General features: G+C 40.8%; 13 protein-coding genes and 2 pseudogenes. 10 read left to right on the top strand and 5 right to left on the bottom strand.

The features are described from left to right. Window positions 1–115: 115 nt before the first annotated feature. Window positions 116–346: pseudogene (locus IEY48_RS12855) on the bottom strand (IS5/IS1182 family transposase); the annotation flags it as partial. A 26-nt stretch (window positions 347–372) separates the two neighbouring features. Between IEY48_RS12855 and IEY48_RS12860 the strand changes: the two are divergent. The 5 genes and pseudogenes from IEY48_RS12860 to IEY48_RS12880 all read left to right on the top strand — a co-directional run. After that, window positions 373–540: pseudogene (locus IEY48_RS12860) on the top strand (integrase); the annotation flags it as partial. Window positions 541–2,094: 1,554 nt separating this feature from the next. Next, entirely contained in the window at window positions 2,095–2,640 is a 546-nt protein-coding gene (locus IEY48_RS12865; protein ID WP_188920911.1) for a hypothetical protein, read from the top strand. Between the two features lie 269 nt (window positions 2,641–2,909). Continuing rightward, window positions 2,910–3,173 carry a hypothetical protein gene (locus IEY48_RS12870; protein WP_188920913.1) on the top strand — a complete coding sequence of 88 codons (264 nt, stop codon included), beginning with the start codon at window positions 2,910–2,912 and terminating at the stop codon, window positions 3,171–3,173. Window positions 3,174–3,611: 438 nt separating this feature from the next. Beyond that, window positions 3,612–4,172, top strand: a complete 561-nt coding sequence (locus IEY48_RS12875) for a hypothetical protein (RefSeq protein WP_188920915.1) — start codon at window positions 3,612–3,614, stop codon at window positions 4,170–4,172. 97 nt (window positions 4,173–4,269) lie between these two features. Beyond that, on the top strand, window positions 4,270–4,962 hold the full coding sequence (locus IEY48_RS12880; protein WP_188920916.1) for an aspartate/glutamate racemase family protein: 693 nt from the start codon (window positions 4,270–4,272) through the stop codon (window positions 4,960–4,962). Window positions 4,963–5,020: 58 nt separating this feature from the next. Here IEY48_RS12880 and adhE read toward each other — a convergent pair whose 3' ends face one another. Beyond that, window positions 5,021–7,618, bottom strand: coding sequence for a bifunctional acetaldehyde-CoA/alcohol dehydrogenase (gene adhE / locus IEY48_RS12885; RefSeq protein WP_188920918.1), 2,598 nt, complete (start codon window positions 7,616–7,618; stop codon window positions 5,021–5,023). 673 nt (window positions 7,619–8,291) lie between these two features. Here adhE and IEY48_RS12890 point away from each other — a divergent pair. From IEY48_RS12890 to IEY48_RS12910, 5 genes are all read left to right on the top strand, one after another. After that, window positions 8,292–8,963: an HAD family hydrolase gene (locus IEY48_RS12890; protein WP_188920920.1), complete on the top strand. Its 672-nt coding sequence runs from the start codon at window positions 8,292–8,294 to the stop codon at window positions 8,961–8,963. A 22-nt stretch (window positions 8,964–8,985) separates the two neighbouring features. Further along, entirely contained in the window at window positions 8,986–9,948 is a 963-nt protein-coding gene (locus IEY48_RS12895) for a sugar-binding transcriptional regulator (RefSeq protein WP_188920922.1), read from the top strand. A gap of 159 nt (window positions 9,949–10,107) precedes the next feature. Further along, window positions 10,108–11,823: a purine-cytosine permease family protein gene (locus tag IEY48_RS12900; protein WP_188920924.1), complete on the top strand. Its 1,716-nt coding sequence runs from the start codon at window positions 10,108–10,110 to the stop codon at window positions 11,821–11,823. 126 nt (window positions 11,824–11,949) lie between these two features. Beyond that, window positions 11,950–13,470, top strand: coding sequence for a mannitol dehydrogenase family protein (locus tag IEY48_RS12905; protein WP_188920927.1), 1,521 nt, complete (start codon window positions 11,950–11,952; stop codon window positions 13,468–13,470). A 5-nt stretch (window positions 13,471–13,475) separates the two neighbouring features. Next, window positions 13,476–14,396, top strand: a complete 921-nt coding sequence (locus IEY48_RS12910) for a carbohydrate kinase family protein (protein WP_188920929.1) — start codon at window positions 13,476–13,478, stop codon at window positions 14,394–14,396. Between the two features lie 177 nt (window positions 14,397–14,573). Here IEY48_RS12910 and IEY48_RS12915 read toward each other — a convergent pair whose 3' ends face one another. The 3 genes from IEY48_RS12915 to IEY48_RS12925 all read right to left on the bottom strand — a co-directional run bounded on the left by IEY48_RS12915 (window position 14,574) and on the right by IEY48_RS12925 (window position 17,855). Further along, entirely contained in the window at window positions 14,574–15,935 is a 1,362-nt protein-coding gene (locus tag IEY48_RS12915) for an anti-phage deoxyguanosine triphosphatase (protein WP_188920931.1), read from the bottom strand. 8 nt (window positions 15,936–15,943) lie between these two features. Continuing rightward, window positions 15,944–16,531, bottom strand: coding sequence for a 5'-deoxynucleotidase (gene yfbR / locus IEY48_RS12920; RefSeq protein WP_188920933.1), 588 nt, complete (start codon window positions 16,529–16,531; stop codon window positions 15,944–15,946). Window positions 16,532–16,640: 109 nt separating this feature from the next. After that, window positions 16,641–17,855 carry a pyridoxal phosphate-dependent aminotransferase gene (locus IEY48_RS12925; protein WP_188920935.1) on the bottom strand — a complete coding sequence of 405 codons (1,215 nt, stop codon included), beginning with the start codon at window positions 17,853–17,855 and terminating at the stop codon, window positions 16,641–16,643. Window positions 17,856–18,193 lie beyond the last annotated feature (338 nt).

Here is an 18,193-nt window from a genome sequence, read left to right on the forward strand (position 1 = left end):
ACATGAGCCCCAAGGCCATCATTATCGACGTCCTGTGGCTCTATTTTCTTATTTTCAGCTAAAAATCGTCTCTATGAGGCTGATTTTGGACCTGTTTTAAGTCAATTTTCCCATTTTAGGTAGATCTCGCCTGTGCGCTTATTAATTGGTCGACTCCCACTAGGTTCGCCAAGTTGAATAACATCACCAGCTGACTGTCGTTTTTAACCAGTTCCTTGTACCTGGCTTTGACGAAACCAAACTGACATTTAACTATCCTAAATGGATGTTCAACCTTGGCTTGGATACTGGCCTTCAGGTATTCGTAACGGATGGCCAGCTTGTTCTTGCGTGGGAGCTTCTTCAACTCTGGCAGTAAAACTTGGATTGAATGCGGACTACTATGGCACTCATTCCATGCGCCGTACTAAAGCAACCTTGATCTATGCCAAAACAAAAAACATCAGAGCGGTACAGATTTTACTGGGGCACTCGAAGCTAGATAACACTATTCGTTACCTTGGAGTGGAACTGGAAGACGCTCTGAGGCTCTCAGAGTAAACAGACTGCTGAGGCTTGCTGATACAGGCTTTTCTCCTGAAAAGCCTGTGCCCCAATACGTTTTTGGAATGGATAGTTATCTCGCTTTCCTAATCCTTAGTTGACCCAGTTTATCCAATCCATATAGAGTTCATCATGAGTGAGCGAAACTGGATGGGTATAGCGTCATATTCAAACTTAATTAGTTTTGAGGGTTTTTAAGTCAATTCACATACGCGTTTTTCAGTATGGTGTATTTAATTGAAAACTGATAAGTTATTTGCATACAGATAGTTAACTGTGCGTGTTTTCACTGGTCTAACGAGATAAATACGCAACGCCTAAATACTAAACGTTAAATGAACCATATGGATAGTCGTATACTTAAAACATTAAATATAGTCACCATATTTTTTGCTGTGTTAGCAGGCGCTTTTTTAGCGTTATCGTCAACCTTTATTATTATAAGGAATAGCATTTTTATTGGACTGCTCCCATTTACAATATGCTTTATTGTTTCGTATGCGATATCGTTAATCGTTCAAAAAAAGTTATCTTATGCGCTGATATTACCGAGTGTTTATACATTTACATTTGGTGGTTATATGGGAATAGCATTGGTTATATCCGAATCGTTTTCGTTCGAGAGAGGCTTTGAAATAACAACATTTCACCTTGTATGGTTAGTCATCTCGATTATCAGTTGCCTTGTACCTAAATTTACAGTTCACTTAATAGCGGGGCGTTATATGTGAATGACTATGGGTTGGAGTCAAATGGAAGTATTAAAAGGTATCAATCTCACTGACTCTTTCGTTTTAGATTGGAGTTATGAGAATAACTGTCTTTGCTTTGAGCTTGAGGCCAGCATCTGGCCTGAGTCCAGATATTATGCCGAGCCAAAGTTAAATGAATATACGTGCTACTGAAAAGCAATACTTCAATTCACTAATGCAGTTTCCGTATCTGGTTTAAAGCCCAAATCAGTTGTAATACCATCAATTGATCCAGACGGTTCAATTGATTATGGCAACATTGATACATTGCAGGTAGTCGATAGTGGATTTGAGCTTACCGGTAATTTTGGCAATATAAAAATATCTGGCGGGGAGCTTCTATTTCAAATTCACACATAACAATATTTGTCATTCGGGGCCTACTGTCCCCCGCGACGTTCAAAAGTTCGAGCGCATGCTCGTAACGTTAAACCATAGAAATTTTAATCCGAAACTCACTAATTAGAGCTTAGCATCTAAATCGTTTCTGTCCATAAACGGTTTAGGGTGGTGACTCATTTCCCCAAAGTTTGTTTCCCTCCTAATTATGCAAAATCAAATATTGAGTAATAGTACCCAAAAATACAGCCAATGATGTTTAATCTTTCAAGCAGAATTCCCATGCACATGTAGTCGGCTGGTATATTTGGGGTATTTGAAGTAAGTTATTGTAAGTATATTGAATAATAATTTGTATTTAGTCTTCTTTTACGTGGCAAATTCACATGCGTGTTAATCCCAATAAGTGCGCATGCGCACTGTACAAATGCTATACGATTTTCAGGTTGAGGTGTTTTCAATGAAAAAGGTAATCTCAGTTACAGTCTTAGGTTTGTCAGTCTTAGGTTTGTCATTATTGGGGTGTAATCATAATTATGAAGGGGAGTATTTAGCGACAGAAGGAGTTGACTGTACCCTAAATTCTAATATAAATAATAACGATGTTTTTCTTGAAATTGGTCTTCAGAGTGAAGGTTATACTGCTATCGCACCAAGGGTGTTAAATTTGGGGCTGGGATCTACAAGTGATGGAACGGCATCGCCATCTGAAGATGATATATTAAATTTTAACTTTTCTAAACGTGGACCGAGAGTAAGGGGAGCACCTACAAATCCAAGCCCCTTTAAGTCGGTCTCAATGTCAATAAAGGTCCATCCAACCAAGCATAATCATATATTAATTCATGAGTCGTATGCTTCACTCATTCACGATAATAATGGCTATATAAATTTGTTAAAAGCCGACCAAAAGCAGCCTAACTACATCCCTCTTTGTTTAATCAAAAAAAATACAATAAACTATCTATGGTTAAGCGCTAAAACGTTTTTGTCCATAAATGAGTGAGATGCCTCAGCTTGAAATGCCTAAATTCAACTCTGAACTTGAGGTCGTTGCAGAAAATGACGTGGCGGCTGGGAGATCCAAGAGGGAACAGCCGTTGGTTTCCTCTTGGTCTGGTGTGGGTGAAGCGACACGACGTTAGTGGCCGTAGGCCATTTTTTAATTTAGTGGGGCAGTGAACGTTTATAAAAATAAGCATTGATGAAAACAGTACAAACGCCATTAAAAATCATGGGCGACATTATTTTTCTAATAAGCCGAGGAAGTACGGGATGGATTTACTTTTTATCATATACTTTGCCCTAGCCATTTACTTTGTGTTAAGCCTTGTCATATCTGTCTTCTTAGCTAAAAGAGGGGATTTGGATAATGTGCAAAAATCTGCTCAGATTGTTCTTGTCTGGTTAATCCCATATTTTGCTGCTATTGCTTTGTGGCAGTTTAACAAAAGCCAAGATCAAGCAGTCTGCAAGCATTCGAATTTTGGCGGAGGTCCAAGAGATAGCAGTGGTGCTGGATCAGATGGTAATCACTAAATATGCTTATAACAAACCACTAAATGCCCTCGCTCTGCTTGTTGGGATACTTATACGTCATCGGAGGACGTATATTTGTGGTAACTAAAAAGTTAATTATGCGCTTTCTGGGAGCTCTACTAGGTATACCATTTATATTGATGGGGATATGGAGTTTAATTCTTCCAATTTTTGGCGGAATAACAGAAATGTTAAGCCATATTTCTCAAATATTAATTGGCTCATTGTTTTTGTTTTATGCTGTAACTGGTTACAGTTCAATTTATAAATTTATTCATCGTAATAATAAAAGATAATTTCGTATTACACATATGAGCCTTCTATTAGTCAATAGGCGAGCACTCATTGTTAAAGTAGGTATTTTCTGTTTTGCACTCAAATTAAAAACCAAATTTAGTCAGGGTAATAGTAAAACCTAGTTTCTCATAAAGGGTAAACATGACAACTTACTTCATTTATACAAAGAAACAACGTTCGTCAGCATTGTTACTGATTTTAAATGCTGTCGTGGCACTCCTTTTATACGTAGCAGCTCACAAATATCTACCAAGGTTAACGAACGATACCCATGCGTTAGCACAACTGTTTGAGGTTGTTGATATCGCCATTTGGGTTGTTGAAGCGATATTACTTGGATTAGCATTATGGTTTTGGTTTGAAAATAAACAAATTAGGGTGTGTGTCACGCCAACCACTTTGTCTTATTTTGATCCCACCTTTGGTGATGTGAGCTGGCAAGTCAAGGTTTCTGACATTACGCAATTAAAGCAAATCAGCCATACAGGGCATGAATTTACGTCAAACGTGATAGTGCTCAAAAATGGAGAACATAGGCAACTAATGTACTCAAACTATCGTGGATTTGATCGACGTGCTTTTTTTGATGCACTTGTATTAGCCAACCCGAATATCATTGTGCCAGAGAGTATATACAGCTACAAAATACAAAGGCCGTCATGGGCTAAACGCATTCGGAAAAAGTTTGGGTTAGATGAGTAATTTTTAAAAATTAAGTCGAGTCAGGGTAACAGTTTATAAAAAGAAGCCTTGGTGAAATCTGTTTAAGCATCATCAAATTCACATCACAGGAATAAGCATGAAAACCATTGGTATGATTGGCGGTATGAGTTGGGAGTCGACGCAAAGCTATTATCAGGCGATTAACAAAGGGATTAAGGCTGAGTTAGGTGGCTTACACTCAGCAAAGATATGTTTGTACAGCGTCGATTTTGCTGAAATTGAAGCTCTGCAACATCAAGGGTTATGGGATGAAACCGCCAAGATATTAGCTGATGCGGCTGTAGCGGTGGAAGCAGGTGGTGCTGATTTTGTGCTGATTTGTACCAATACCATGCACAAAGTGGCAGATGAGATCCAGGCGCAAATCTCAATACCGATTTTGCATATTGCTGATGCGACCGCTAATGCTCTCCTTGCTGATGGCGTCACTAAAGTTGGTTTGTTAGGTACTCGATTTACTATGGAGCAAGACTTTTACAAACGGCGGATTAGCGACAATTATCCCATTGAAGTGATAGTACCTAATCCAGTGGATCAAACGTGTGTTCATGACGTGATATATCGAGAGTTATGTTTAGGCAAAATTAACCCCCAATCAAGGCAAGCTTACTTAGCCATTATCGATAAACTCTTTGCTCAAGGCGCACAAGCGGTGATTTTAGGTTGTACAGAAATTGCCTTGTTAGTGAAGCAGCAACATACCCAAGTACCGTTATACGATACCACTCAAATCCATGCTAATAGCGCGGTATTGATGGCTTTAACATAAAAAACGCCTTAAGCGCGGTGGTACTTAAGGCGTTGTGTATTAATATTTAGCCAGAAAATTAGTCTTTATAAGCACGGCCATAGAAGCTGTCTAGTAGCACTTGTTTAATCTCGCTAATGAGTGGGTAACGAGGGTTTGCACCAGTACATTGATCGTCAAACGCATCTTCTGCTAACTCGTCTAACTTGGCGATAAAGTCTGCTTCATTAACACCGGCTTCTTGAATAGAGGCTGGGATCCCAATGACTTTCTTAAGCTCTTCGATTTTCTCAATTAGCTTTTCAACTTTTTGCTCGTCTGTTTTACCACCTAATTTTAAGTGTTCGCTAATCGCAGCATAACGACACAATGCTTTAGGACGATCGTATTGACTGAATGCCGCTTGTTTGGTTGGCATGTCTGTCGCGTTAAAACGAATAACGTTAGAGATGAGCAGGGCATTGGCTAAACCATGGGCTAAGTGGAACTCAGCACCTAATTTGTGCGCCATTGAGTGACAGACCCCCAAGAACGCGTTGGCAAATGCAATACCTGCAATGGTGGCACCATTATGGACTTTCTCACGGGCGACAGGGGCTTTAGCACCAAGCTCGTAGGCATCTGGCAAGTATTTCACCAGCAAATCGAGTGCTTGTAATGCCTGACCGTCACTGTATTCGTTTGCCATGACACTGACATACGCTTCTAATGCGTGAGTTACTGCATCAATACCGCCAAACGCGGTTAATGACTTAGGCATGTCCATCACAAGATTTGGGTCTACAATGGCCATACTTGGTGTGAGCTCATAATCAGCAATTGGGTACTTTTTACCGGTCACTTCATCGGTTACCACCGCAAAAGGTGTCACTTCTGAACCTGTACCTGATGTGGTTGGAATGGCAACCATTTTGGCTTTACGGCCCATTTTAGGAAATTTGTAAATACGTTTACGGATGTCCATAAAGCGTAAGGCTAAGTCTGCAAAATCGACATCTGGATGTTCGTACATAACCCAGATAATTTTCGCCGCATCCATAGGTGAGCCACCACCTAATGCGATAATCACATCGGGCTGGAAGCTGTTAGCGACTTTAGCGCCTTGACGAACAATGGCTAATGTTGGGTCGGCTTCTACCTCGTAAAAGACTTCTGTTTCTAACCCTTGTGCTTTTAAAATCTTCAAGGTTTCGTTGCAATAGCCATTATTAAACAGAAACTTATCAGTAATAATTAATGCACGTTTTTTGTCGCTTAACTCTTCAAGGGCAATCGGTAAACTGCCACGGCGGAAATAGATAGACGATGGAAGCTTGTGCCACAACATGTTTTCAGCCCTCTTGGCGACCATTTTTTTGTTGATTAAGTGACTTGGGCCAACGTTTTCAGAAATTGAGTTACCGCCCCATGAACCACAACCTAAGGTTAACGATGGTGCTAACTTGAAGTTATATAAGTCACCAATGCCGCCTTGAGAGGCTGGGGTGTTGATTAAAATACGCGCGGTTTTCATTCTAAAACCAAAGGCTTTCACGCGTGCTTCTTGGGTATCTTGATCGGTATATAAACCAGAGGTATGGCCAATACCGCCTAAGGTAACTAATGCTTCAGCTTTATCCATGGCTTCATTAAAATCTTTAGCTTTGTACATACCCAAAAGCGGTGATAATTTTTCATGGGCAAATGCTTCAGCATCATCAATGTCTGTGACTTCACCAATCAATACTTTGGTGTGGCTTGGTACGGTAATGCCAGCCATAAGGGCGATATTGACTGCGCTCTGGCCAACGATGTCGGCGTTAAGTCCGCCATTTTTAAGAATGACGTTTTGCATTGCTGCAGTTTCTGCTTTAGACAACATATAGCCGCCGTAGTGAGCAAAGCGCTCTTTGACTTGCTTATATATACTTTCAACTACGATAACAGCTTGCTCAGAGGCACACACCACACCATTGTCGAAGGTTTTAGACATTAGAATTGAACTCACAGCGCGTTTAATGTCTGCTGTTTCATCAATAACTATTGGCGTGTTACCTGCGCCAACACCAATGGCGGGTTTGCCAGAAGAGTAGGCGGCTTTCACCATACCAGGGCCACCAGTGGCTAAAATGAGGTTGATTTTTTCGTGAGTCATTAATTGATTCGATAACGCCACGCTGGGTTGATCTATCCAGCCAATAATGTCTTTTGGCGCACCTGCCGCTACTGCGGCATCTAATACAATTCTTGCAGCGGTTGTGGTTGAGTTTTTAGCTCTTGGGTGCGGAGAGAAAATAATGCCGTTACGGGTTTTTAAACTGATAAGGGCTTTAAAAATAGCGGTTGAGGTTGGGTTTGTTGTGGGCACAATACCGCAAATAATCCCGACAGGTTCTGCAATCGTAATGGTGCCAAAAGTTAAGTCCTCAGACAAAATGCCACAGGTTTTTTCATCTTTATACTTGTTATAGATGTATTCAGACGCAAAGTGGTTTTTAATCACTTTATCTTCAAGCACACCCATTCCGGTTTCTGTGGCCGCCATTTTAGCGAGAGATATACGGGCATCAGCCGCGGCAAAAGCTGCGGCTCTAAAAATTTTGTCTACTTGCTCTTGGCTAAAGTTAGCAAATTCAGCTTGTGCCTTGGCAACGCGCTCTACCAGTAGGTCAAGCTCTTGAGTATTGGTTACAGTCATAATGATTTCCTCTAAAAATATTCAACAAATCGTTTTTGCAAAATATTCTTTGTTAATAAAATTACAGCTATTTGTGTTGTTTTGTTGTGATAATGGCCACAAATTGTCGATAAGTGTAATTTTATTACAACATGTTAAGCCTGTTATTAATCGTTTAGCGGTTTAAATTAAGCGTTTATCTATGCAGCCTTTAGCGTTAAAACGGCAATTTGTGATGTGCAACAATGGTGCATTTTCCTGTGACCATGAGAGCCAATTTACGCGATATTAAGCAGGTTTTATCATTGTTCTCTATTTAAGATAGAGTGATTTTTAATCAGTTGCTAGCAGTTTATTGTGAGTGTTTTAACAAAATTGAAATATTACACAATTGAATTTAAATAATATTTTATTACTGCCTACTCAATATAAGCAATGGCTAAACCTTGTTTTGCTTATTTAATTGAAGAAATGTGATTGACATCAATATGAAGAAAAGGGAATATGCTCAACAAGAGGGCATATGCTCACGGTTAGGGCAAAAGCTTAATTAAAGGTGTTAATGTATGGTCGTTCGTTATTATTTTGTACAACGATTGCACATACCAGACTGATCGACAGTAAAGTTACCGAATTATCACTGAGCCAATGTACTATAGGGCATTGTTTTTACTCTATTCATTAAGGCGGATCTATGAGCAACCACACACAACTGGTGATTTTTGATTGTGATGGTGTTGTGATCGACAGTGAGGTGATCAGTGCTAATGTGCTTATCGATAAATTGGCATTGTTAGGCGCTGAGATTGATATGGCATTTGTGCAGCAACATTTTTTAGGTTGCAAATTTGCCACTGTGGCTCAAAAAATTGAAGATTTATTGTCACTCACGTTACCGCCACAATTTGAATTAGAGTATCGCGAGCAACTGTTAGCTGTTTTTGAACATCAACTCACCCTAACGGCCGGCTTTAATAAGGTATTGGCTCAGTTGAATGTCCCTTTTTGTATTGCGACAAGTAGCAGTTTACCCAGAACCACCAAAGCGTTGTCTGTGGTTGGGTTAACCGATGTGTTTAGTGGTTGTGTGTTTACAGCAAGTGAAGTTAAGCGGGGTAAACCTGCACCTGATTTATTTTTACATGCAGCAGAGCGCATGGGCGTTAAACCAGAGCATTGCCTGGTCATTGAAGACAGCTTTTTTGGTGTAACAGCCGCTGTTGCAGCTAATATGCCGGTAATACATTATGTGGGTGGCGGTCATATGAGCCCAGATAATCAAACGGTGTTGCAGGTATTTTCGCAAGTACCAGAGTTGAAACACTGGGATGATTTTTCGGCAATTATGCCCGCATTGATGCGTTAAGACTGAATAGGATATATATAAAATGGACAATAAGTCTAATTCAGAATTAGCACGCTTAGAAGATGCAGCAAGAGCGGCATGGTTATATTACGTAGCTAAAAACACCCAAGACGAAATTGCGCAAAAGTTAGAAGTATCAAGACAATCAGCACAACGACTAGTGGCACTGGCTGTCAGTGAAGGGTTGATTAAAGTGCGCCTCGACCATCCAATTAGTCGATGCATGGAGTTAGCTGAGCAATTAAAGCAGCGCTTTAATTTACTGGAATGCGAAATTGTACCAAGCGATCCTGCTGACCAAAGCTCAACCCATGGCTTAGCGCAAACCAGTGCTGCAGTGTTAGAGCGTTACTTAAAATCAGACACACCTAAAACCTTAGCGTTTGGGACTGGCCGGGCACTGAAAGCCTGTATTGATGAGTTACCGTCAATGCAATGTCCACAACATAAAATTGTGTCGTTGCTCGGCAATATGATGTCAGATGGGTCTGCTTCTGCATTTGATATTGTGGTGAGTATGGCTAACAGGGTACAGGCTAAACATTACCCGATGCCGTTGCCGGTGATTGCCCATTCGGTTGCTGAAAAACAGCTATTACATGGGATAACGCCCGTAAAAAGTATTTTAGCGTTAGCCCAGCAAGCCGATGCGACGTTTGTGGGTATTGGCCAAATGGGAGATAACTCACCATTAATGATTGATGGCTTTATTGACCAGGCAAAAGCGAATGAATTAGTCAACGATAACGCTGCAGGTGAAATTATCAGTTGGGTGTATGACCAGCAAGGGCAATTAATTAAAAACGCAATCAATGAATTAGTGATGAGTGCACCGTTACAAATTAATGCTAGTAAACCGGTATACGGAATTGCCGCGGGACAAAATAAAGTGAATGCCATTTATGCGGCATTAAAAGGTGGGTTAATTAATTCATTAATCACCAATGAATATACTGCGGAAAAAATATTACAAAAAATTAAATAATTTGTGTTGTACAACCAACATGAGTACAAGAGAAAAAATGGGGTTATTATTTCTAATAAAACGAAATAGTAAATAGTCAAAAAGGTAAGTTGTTTAATTTTATCATCGTATTTGGGTGAGGGATTAATTTACCTGAGAAAAAACAGGAACATAAAAATAATGACAACAAGTCAACACTCCCATTCATTTGACAAAATGAATGAAGAGCAGCTTCCAGTTGCCAAAAATAAGCTCCACGGTTGGAAACATTTTGCGGGTTTGTATGCCGGTGAGCATGTGGCCGCAACCGAATTTGTTATTGGTGCCACTTTTGTTGCCTTAGGCGCATCTACGGTTGATATTCTTTTAGGGTTACTAATTGGTAACCTATTAGCCATGTGTTCTTGGTGGCTATTAACTGCGCCTATTGCAGTAGAAACACGTTTAAGTCTCTATAACTATTTAAATAAAATTGCCGGCGATTCAATGACCAAGCTCTATAACTGGGCTAACGTGGTTATTTTCTCGGTGATATCCGCCGCGATGATCACTGTGTCATCCACCGCGGTTCGTTTCTTGTTTGATATTCCCGCCCAATTAAATTGGTACCCAAGCAGTTTATGGTTTGTGATGATTGTATTGGCTGTCGGCTCTATTGTGGTCGTGGTCGCTATGTATGGTTTTTCAACGGTTGCTGATTTTTCTAAAATTTGTGCTCCTTGGTTGTTTGTTATCTTTATTGCGGGCTCATTCAGTCTATTTCCTGCGTTATCAAACCATGTAATAGGTACGACAACCTTAGGTGGTTGGCAAGATTTTATGACTATTGGTGACAGTTCAATATGGACTGGGGTTAATGATGAAGGCGAAAAAGGCATTGGCTTACTTGAAGTGATAGGCTTTGCCTGGGCTGCTAACTCGATTACCCATTTTGGTTTAATCGACATGGCTATTTTCCGTTTTGCTAAACGTAAAAGTTATGGTTTATTTTCAGGCGTTGGGATGTTTTTTGGTCACTACATTGCATGGATTTCAGCTGGCATCATGGGCGCAGGTACTGCAGTATTATTAAAAACCACCATTACACAGCTCGATCCGGGTGATGTTGCTTACCATGCTTTAGGGTTTTCTGGTTTTGTGATTATTATCATTGCGGGTTGGACGACGGCAAACGCTAACTTGTACCGTGCAGGCCTTGCAGCGCAATCTATCTTTGTCAATCAATCTCGTGAACGCACTACTGCCATCGTTGGCCTGGTTACGGTTGTGATTGCCTGTTTCCCATTTGTATTTACTCAAATGTTGCCGCTATTAACCTATGCAGGCCTAATTGTTGTACCCGTTGGCGGCATTGTGTTTGCTGAACATGTGTTGTTCCCTAAAATTGGCTTGACGCGTTATTGGGCTAAATATCAAAATTTATCTAAAAGTACACCTGCAATTGCCACTTGGGCTTTGGCTTTAGTCTTTGGTTTTGGATTAAATAGCTTAGATGTTATTTCGTTTTATTACTTATTTATCCCAACCTGGTTCTTCACCATTGTGACTTATACCTTGTTGGCTAAAAAATACGGTGCAGATCGAGATTATACCGATGCGATCATCGCTGATGAAAATGAGCAGCAACAAATTGCTGAGTATCAAGAAGCTATGGCGATAAATGATAAAGAGACGATTGATGACAGCAGTAAAGTCACTAAATTATTAAATGGTTTTGCATTTGTATCATTAATAACCATTACAACGTTGGCGGTTAATGTCATGTTCTTTAGTCCAGATATGGATGTTTATGCAGACAACAAAACATTATTCGAAAGCGTATGTTTTGCTTGCACTATCATTTATTTCAGTTGTTCATACGTGGCATTAAAACGCCATAAAAAACTGAATGTCTAATGTTATTATTTATTCATTACTGTAACGACTTAAGGCGTATTAATACTTTTTATTAATCGTCTTAAGTTTAGTGTGTTATTTACTGATTTAACACGACGTCGTTTATTTTTTATGAGGCACATGCTCATGCAGAACGTTCAACTTAACAGCGCATCATTGAATACGCTAAACCAACAATCTCTTTCTACTTTACCTGCTGATGTTGATGTGCCGAAATACGATCGCAGTAAACTTACTGCAGGTATTGTGCATATTGGTGTGGGTGGTTTTCACCGTGCTCATCAGGCTATGTATGTTAATGAATTACTCAAAACACCAGGCTCAGAGTCGTGGGCCATTTGTGGTGTGGGTTTATTAGAAGCCAATCGTGGTTTACGTGATGTGCTGGTTAAACAGGATTACTTGTATAGCCTTACTGTTCGTCATCCTAATGGTCAGATAGATCATCAAGTGATTGGCTCGATGATTGATTTTTTATTTGCGCCTGAAAACAAACAACAAGTCATTGATAAACTTGTTAATGCAGATACAAAAATTGTCTCGTTAACCATTACTGAAGGTGGCTATAACTTTAACCCTGCAACGGGTGAGTTTGATTATACTAACCCTGAAATTATCCATGATATGGCGAATTTTCATGATCCAATTACGGCATTTGGCTATATCACTGCTGCGTTGAAGCAGCGCAAAGCATTGGGCATGAAACCCTTTACCGTTCAGTCTTGCGACAACGTTCAACATAACGGCGATATGATCCGCAAAATGTTATTAGCATTTGTCAGTAAAATTGATGCTGAGCTGGGTCAATGGATAGAAGCAAATGTTGCGTTCCCTAATGCAATGGTTGACCGTATTACGCCTGTTACGACCAAAGCCGATATTGAATATGTGGCCAAAACCTTACACATTAATGATGAATGGCCAATCACCTGTGAAGCTTTTACTCAGTGGGTCATTGAGGACAACTTTAGTGATAGTCGCCCAGCGTTTGATAATGCTGGCGCGCAGTTTGTTGCTGATGTTACCCCATTTGAGAAAATGAAAATCCGTTTACTCAATGCCGGTCACTCTGTTTTAGGTTTGTTGGGTTCAATTCATGGCTTTGCCACGATTGATGAGGCGGTTTCTGATCCATTATTTGCCACCTATTTACGCAAGTTTATGGACGATGAAGTGACACCACTGATTGAACAATTACCCGGGATTGACTTAAACCAGTATAAAGACACCTTAATTGAGCGTTTTGCTAACCCAAACATTAAAGACAGTTTGGCGCGTATTTGTTTAGAAAGCTCTGCAAAATTACCTAAGTTTATCATTGCATCAATTAACGAAAACATTGCGTTAAATCGTGATACGTCTTTAGCGTGTTTAGTGATTGCAACCTGGTGCTTATACAGCGATAAACAGGTTAATCAACAAGGTGAAGCATTAGAAATTAACGATCAAATGGCCGCGCAGTTGCATCAATTTGCGAGTAAAACAGAGCAAGATCCTCTGGCATTTTTACAGCTAACCGATTTATTTGGTGATTTAAATAATCAAGCCACATTCTGCAAAGAGTATCTTAAAGCTATTGCTGATTTGTATGCACCAAACAGCGATATTAAAGCGATAATGCAAGCCCGTTTACAAGCAAAGAGTTAATGATAATGAGCAGCGTATTAATTAATCATAAAGCCAAAGCTGACATCAATATCAGCTGTTTTGGTGAAGTCTTATGGGATTGTTTCCCAGACGGTAAGCGAGTGGGCGGGGCACCATTGAATGTGTGTGTCAGGCTGAATGCGTTAGGCATTAAGGGCTCAATGATCAGTGCCGTAGGCGATGATCAATTAGGCCATGAATTACTGGCATTTATCGATGAGCGTGGGGTTAATCGTGATTGTATTGCGATTAACCCGCTAAAAAGCACCAGTACGGTTCAGGTGACGCTAGACAAAAATGGTTCTGCGTCATATGACATCGTGGCTGATACCGCCTGGGACAATGTGGCATTAACTGACACCATTATAAGCCAGGTTAAGCAAGCTGATGTATTGGTATTTGGCAGTCTAATTGGTCGTAGCCCGGTGTCATTAGCGACGTTAACGGAGTTAGTTAACCGTGCCAATTTCACCGTGTTTGATGTTAATTTACGTGCGCCACATTATGATATCGACAGTATTGTTAAGCTAATGAATCAAGCTGATTTTATTAAATTAAATGATGATGAGCTGTACGAAATTGCTAAAGCAATGGGCTCGCCGTTTAATTCATTAGAGCAAAACTTAGATTACATTGCTGCGCAAACACAAACCCAGTATTTGTGTGTAACTAAAGGCAGTCATGGTGCGTTGTTAAGTGTTAATGGGCAGAAGTTTTACAACTCAGGCTACTTGGTCAATGTGGTTGATACTGTGGGAGCCGGTGACTCGTTTTTAGGCTCGTTATTGTATCAATTGTGCAGTGACAATAACCCGCAATATGCTATCGATTTTGCTTGCGCTGTGGGTGCGATGGTTGCGCAATCTGCTGGTGCAACACCGGTGTTAACGCTTGAGCAAATTAACGCGTTTATGCAACCCGCATAATTAGTGATGTTGGCGGTGATATAAAGAGTTGTATGTAACCAGTTGTATGTAAACAGTTGTTGTATGTAAAAGTGAAGTGTCAGTGTCGTTTGGGTTAGTTCCCCTTTATTTAACCCAGTAGCGCTTGGTTTTTAGTTATAAATAACCAAGCGCTTTTTTTCTTTTTAGCCAGTGACATTAGTGCTCGTTGTTTAAATCTAAAATGCCTGCGGTTTTTGAACCAAATAACTGTTGGTGTAACCTACCTGCAAACTCATCTGTCATCCCTGAAATATAATCGGCAATAACACGCATAGGGTTAGTTTGCTCAGCGGTGGCGATTAACCAACGCTCTCGAGTATTGAGCGGCAATAAACGTTCAGGATCCGATGCAAAAGCTTCAAATAACTCCATGATAATTTGTTGCCCCTTGTATTCGAGCATTTGAATTTCAGGCTTACGAATGACGTATTTAAACACCAGCTGTTTGAGTACATGAAGGGTCAAGGCAAAATCGGCCTGCAACTCTGCATTGTATTTGAGTAGCTCGGCTTCAAAGTCGTCATTGGTCTTGATGCTAATGGCGGTGACAAAACCATTGACCAGGGTGCCAATGGCGTCTTTACGTAGATGATGCTCGTGGGAAAACAGCTTTTCACCAATGTTGGCGATTTCTGATTTGAGCCATTGATCTTCAATACTGTGCAGTTGGTCGACCACATCATGTTGCCATTGGCGTTGATTGACAATGCCCATCACGATGGCATCTTCTAGGTCATGCACGGCATAGGCGATGTCGTCAGCCAATTCCATAATCGAGCAATCTAACGACTTAAACCGCGTTTTGAGGTGAGGGTATTGGGTGTTGACACTGCTTTGCTCACTGCTAATAAACAATTGCCTATCATTGTCGCTCAATGCCGATAATACCCAATCAATAATTGGCAGGTCATCATCAAACAACCCTTTTACTGGCGGCCAGTCCGATGGCTTTAATTGCCTATGATTAGCAATGTCAGGTCTATTGAGATTGATAAACAATTGCGAATGCATGGCTGGGTATTTCATGATCCCAAGCAAGGTGCGCCGTGTGAGGTTCATTCCCCAGGATGGTGTGTAAGGCTCTAAGCGCGATAAAATTCTGAAGGTTTGGCCATTGCCTTCAAATCCACCGTGATGACGCATCATATAATTGAGCGCTACTTCGCCACCGTGGCCAAAAGGCGGATGGCCAATATCGTGGGCTAAACAAATCGATTCAATCAAACTCATGGAGTTAAGTAACGGCTTAAACTCTGGATATTTACGACGTAATTGTGCGGTAATACCGGTACCAATTTGCGACACTTCTAACGAGTGGGTTAACCGAGTGCGATAAAAGTCGTTCATGCCGACACCCAACACTTGGGTTTTAGCTTGTAAGCGTCTAAACGCAGCAGAATGCAATATGCGCGCGCGGTCGCGCTGAAATGGACTGCGGTGATCATTACGACGTTGCTTATCTTCACCTAATAGGCGGTGATGCCAAATATTGTCTTGCTGTGTTGTGGTTTCGGACATAAGTTTCCTTACAGCATTTGATTAATTTCGTCTAAATTTAGGGTAAAGCTTGGGATAAAACAGTCTATAAAATAGCGTACAGCTGGGTTAGGGTTATCATCAAGCATGTGCTCTAAACGCTTACGAGCACTGTTAAATTCACTGTTACCGGCTTTGTGTTCTTCTAAGCATTTTAAATAGGCACATAGTGTATCAGCAGCTTTTACAATGGCCTTGTACTGTGGATCGGCCTCTTGGCTAATAAACAAACTGCGGTAATCGTCTTTAAATTCATCGGGTACCATTTCAAGCATACGCTGTTCAGCAATGGCTTCAATTTTTTTATATTCTGCTTCGATTTCTTTATTAAAGTACTTAACTGGAGTCGGTAAGTCGCCAGTTAAGATTTCGCTAGCGTCGTGATAAATAGCAATAGTAGCCGCTTGGTTTGGGTCTAACTGGGTGCCGAATTTTTTATTACTGATAATCACTAAGGCGTGCGCGACCATGGCGACTTGTAATGAATGTTCCTGAACGTTTTCGCGGCGAACGTTGTACATTAATGGCCAGCGTTGAATTAGCTTCATTCGGGCTAAGTGGGCAAATAGATGACTCATGAGACTCCTTACTGCGCTCAATCAACAATAATCTGTATATTGTCAGCTTACCTGAGCTTTAGGATAAAAAAAAGCGACTGTTCAGTCGCTTATGTTTGAGGCTTAATGATTATTGTTGGTAATCATCAAGAAAGTCACCAAACTCAACTAAGGCTTTGGTGAGGTCTTCTTTGTGAGGCAAAAATACTACGCGCAAATGGTCTGGCTCGGGCCAATTAAAGGCAGTGCCTTGTACCAGTAATATTTTTTTGGACTTCAATAAGTCGAGCACTAGGCGTTCATCGTCACGTAAATTAAACTTTTTCATGTCCAATTTGGGGAAGGCATACAAAGCGCCCTTAGGTTTTTTACAGCTCACGCCTGGGATTTGGTTTAATAGCTCATAAACCGCGTCGCGCTGAACGGTTAAGCGGCCATTAGGTAAGATTAACTCATTAATGGATTGATAACCGCCAAGTGCAGTTTGAATTGCATGCTGATTAGGCACGTTGGCACACAAGCGCATTGATGCCAACATTTCTAGGCCTTCAATATAGCTTTTGGCTGCTTTTAAATTGCCCGATAGCATCATCCAGCCAACACGGAAACCCGCAGCACGATACGCTTTTGATAAGCCATTAAAAGTGATCGTTAAAATATCATCAGATAAACCCGCTGCAGGAATGTGTTTTGCTTCGTCATATAAAATTTTATCGTAAATTTCATCGGCAAATAAGATTAAGTCGTGCTGACGACATAACTCGATAACCTGTAACAATAACTCTTCGCTATACACTGCGCCGGTTGGATTGTTCGGGTTAATTAACACGATGGCTCGAGTGCGGCTGCTGATCTTACTTTTTATATCGTCTAAATCAGGAAACCAATCGGCTTCTTCATCACAGCGATAATGCACCGCTTTTCCGCCTGCTAAGTTAGCTGCAGCAGTCCACAATGGGTAGTCAGGCGAGGGGATTAGCACTTCATCGTCGGTGTTCAGTAGACCTTGCATGGCCATCACAATGAGTTCAGATACCCCGTTACCGATATAGATATCTTCAATATCAACACCAAAAATACCTTGTGCCTGGTAATGTTGCACAATGGCTTTACGTGCCGAGAATAGGCCCTTTGATTCGCAATAACCCTGCGCACTGGGCAGGTTTAAAATCACGTCGCGTACAATTTCTTCTGGGGCTTCAAATCCAAACGGGGCCGGGTTACCGATGTTTAATTTTAAAATACGGTGACCTTCGTCTTCTAAACGGCGGGCTTCTTTATGCACTGGTCCACGAATGTCGTAGCAAACAGAGTCAAGCTTATTGGATTTGATAATGGGACGCATACTACTCTCAATAACTAATTACGGCTTAAGTTAGCGAACCATAACGAATTTATTGATATTGTGGAAGAGGCAAACGAGCAAATTGAATAATAATATCAGTGGTTCCTGCTATTATTGGCGGTAGTTAAGTCTTTGCTTTAGTGTTTTATGCTGTTTTGATGGCGTTTTTTAGCGTTTGCATGGTGTATGAAGACAAAAAAGCCAGCACGTATGCTTAATGCCGCTCGCTTAACAGTGAGCGGCTCTTTTCTTATGGGGGTAGCGTGGTGCTTTATATAGCACTTGTCTTGGAAATGGTTTCCGCTTTCTTTTTTTCGGTAGGATTAATCGCTTTCCGT

It is taken from the genome of Shewanella saliphila (assembly GCF_014648295.1).
Taxonomy (GTDB): domain Bacteria; phylum Pseudomonadota; class Gammaproteobacteria; order Enterobacterales; family Shewanellaceae; genus Shewanella; species Shewanella saliphila.

What these genes read in the sequence shown, in the direction of transcription:
- IEY48_RS12890 (WP_188920920.1), top strand. Translation starts at nt 8,292, where the DNA reads ATGAGCAACCACACACAACTGGTGATTTTTGATTGTGATGGTGTTGTG.
- IEY48_RS12865 (WP_188920911.1), top strand. Translation starts at nt 2,095, where the DNA reads ATGAAAAAGGTAATCTCAGTTACAGTCTTAGGTTTGTCAGTCTTAGGT.
- IEY48_RS12900 (WP_188920924.1), top strand. Translation starts at nt 10,108, where the DNA reads ATGACAACAAGTCAACACTCCCATTCATTTGACAAAATGAATGAAGAG.
- IEY48_RS12875 (WP_188920915.1), top strand. Translation starts at nt 3,612, where the DNA reads ATGACAACTTACTTCATTTATACAAAGAAACAACGTTCGTCAGCATTG.
- IEY48_RS12880 (WP_188920916.1), top strand. Translation starts at nt 4,270, where the DNA reads ATGAAAACCATTGGTATGATTGGCGGTATGAGTTGGGAGTCGACGCAA.
- yfbR (WP_188920933.1), bottom strand. Translation starts at nt 16,531, where the DNA reads ATGAGTCATCTATTTGCCCACTTAGCCCGAATGAAGCTAATTCAACGC.
- IEY48_RS12895 (WP_188920922.1), top strand. Translation starts at nt 8,986, where the DNA reads ATGGACAATAAGTCTAATTCAGAATTAGCACGCTTAGAAGATGCAGCA.
- IEY48_RS12915 (WP_188920931.1), bottom strand. Translation starts at nt 15,935, where the DNA reads ATGTCCGAAACCACAACACAGCAAGACAATATTTGGCATCACCGCCTA.
- IEY48_RS12910 (WP_188920929.1), top strand. Translation starts at nt 13,476, where the DNA reads ATGAGCAGCGTATTAATTAATCATAAAGCCAAAGCTGACATCAATATC.
- adhE (WP_188920918.1), bottom strand. Translation starts at nt 7,618, where the DNA reads ATGACTGTAACCAATACTCAAGAGCTTGACCTACTGGTAGAGCGCGTT.
- IEY48_RS12870 (WP_188920913.1), top strand. Translation starts at nt 2,910, where the DNA reads ATGGATTTACTTTTTATCATATACTTTGCCCTAGCCATTTACTTTGTG.
- IEY48_RS12925 (WP_188920935.1), bottom strand. Translation starts at nt 17,855, where the DNA reads ATGCGTCCCATTATCAAATCCAATAAGCTTGACTCTGTTTGCTACGAC.
- IEY48_RS12905 (WP_188920927.1), top strand. Translation starts at nt 11,950, where the DNA reads ATGCAGAACGTTCAACTTAACAGCGCATCATTGAATACGCTAAACCAA.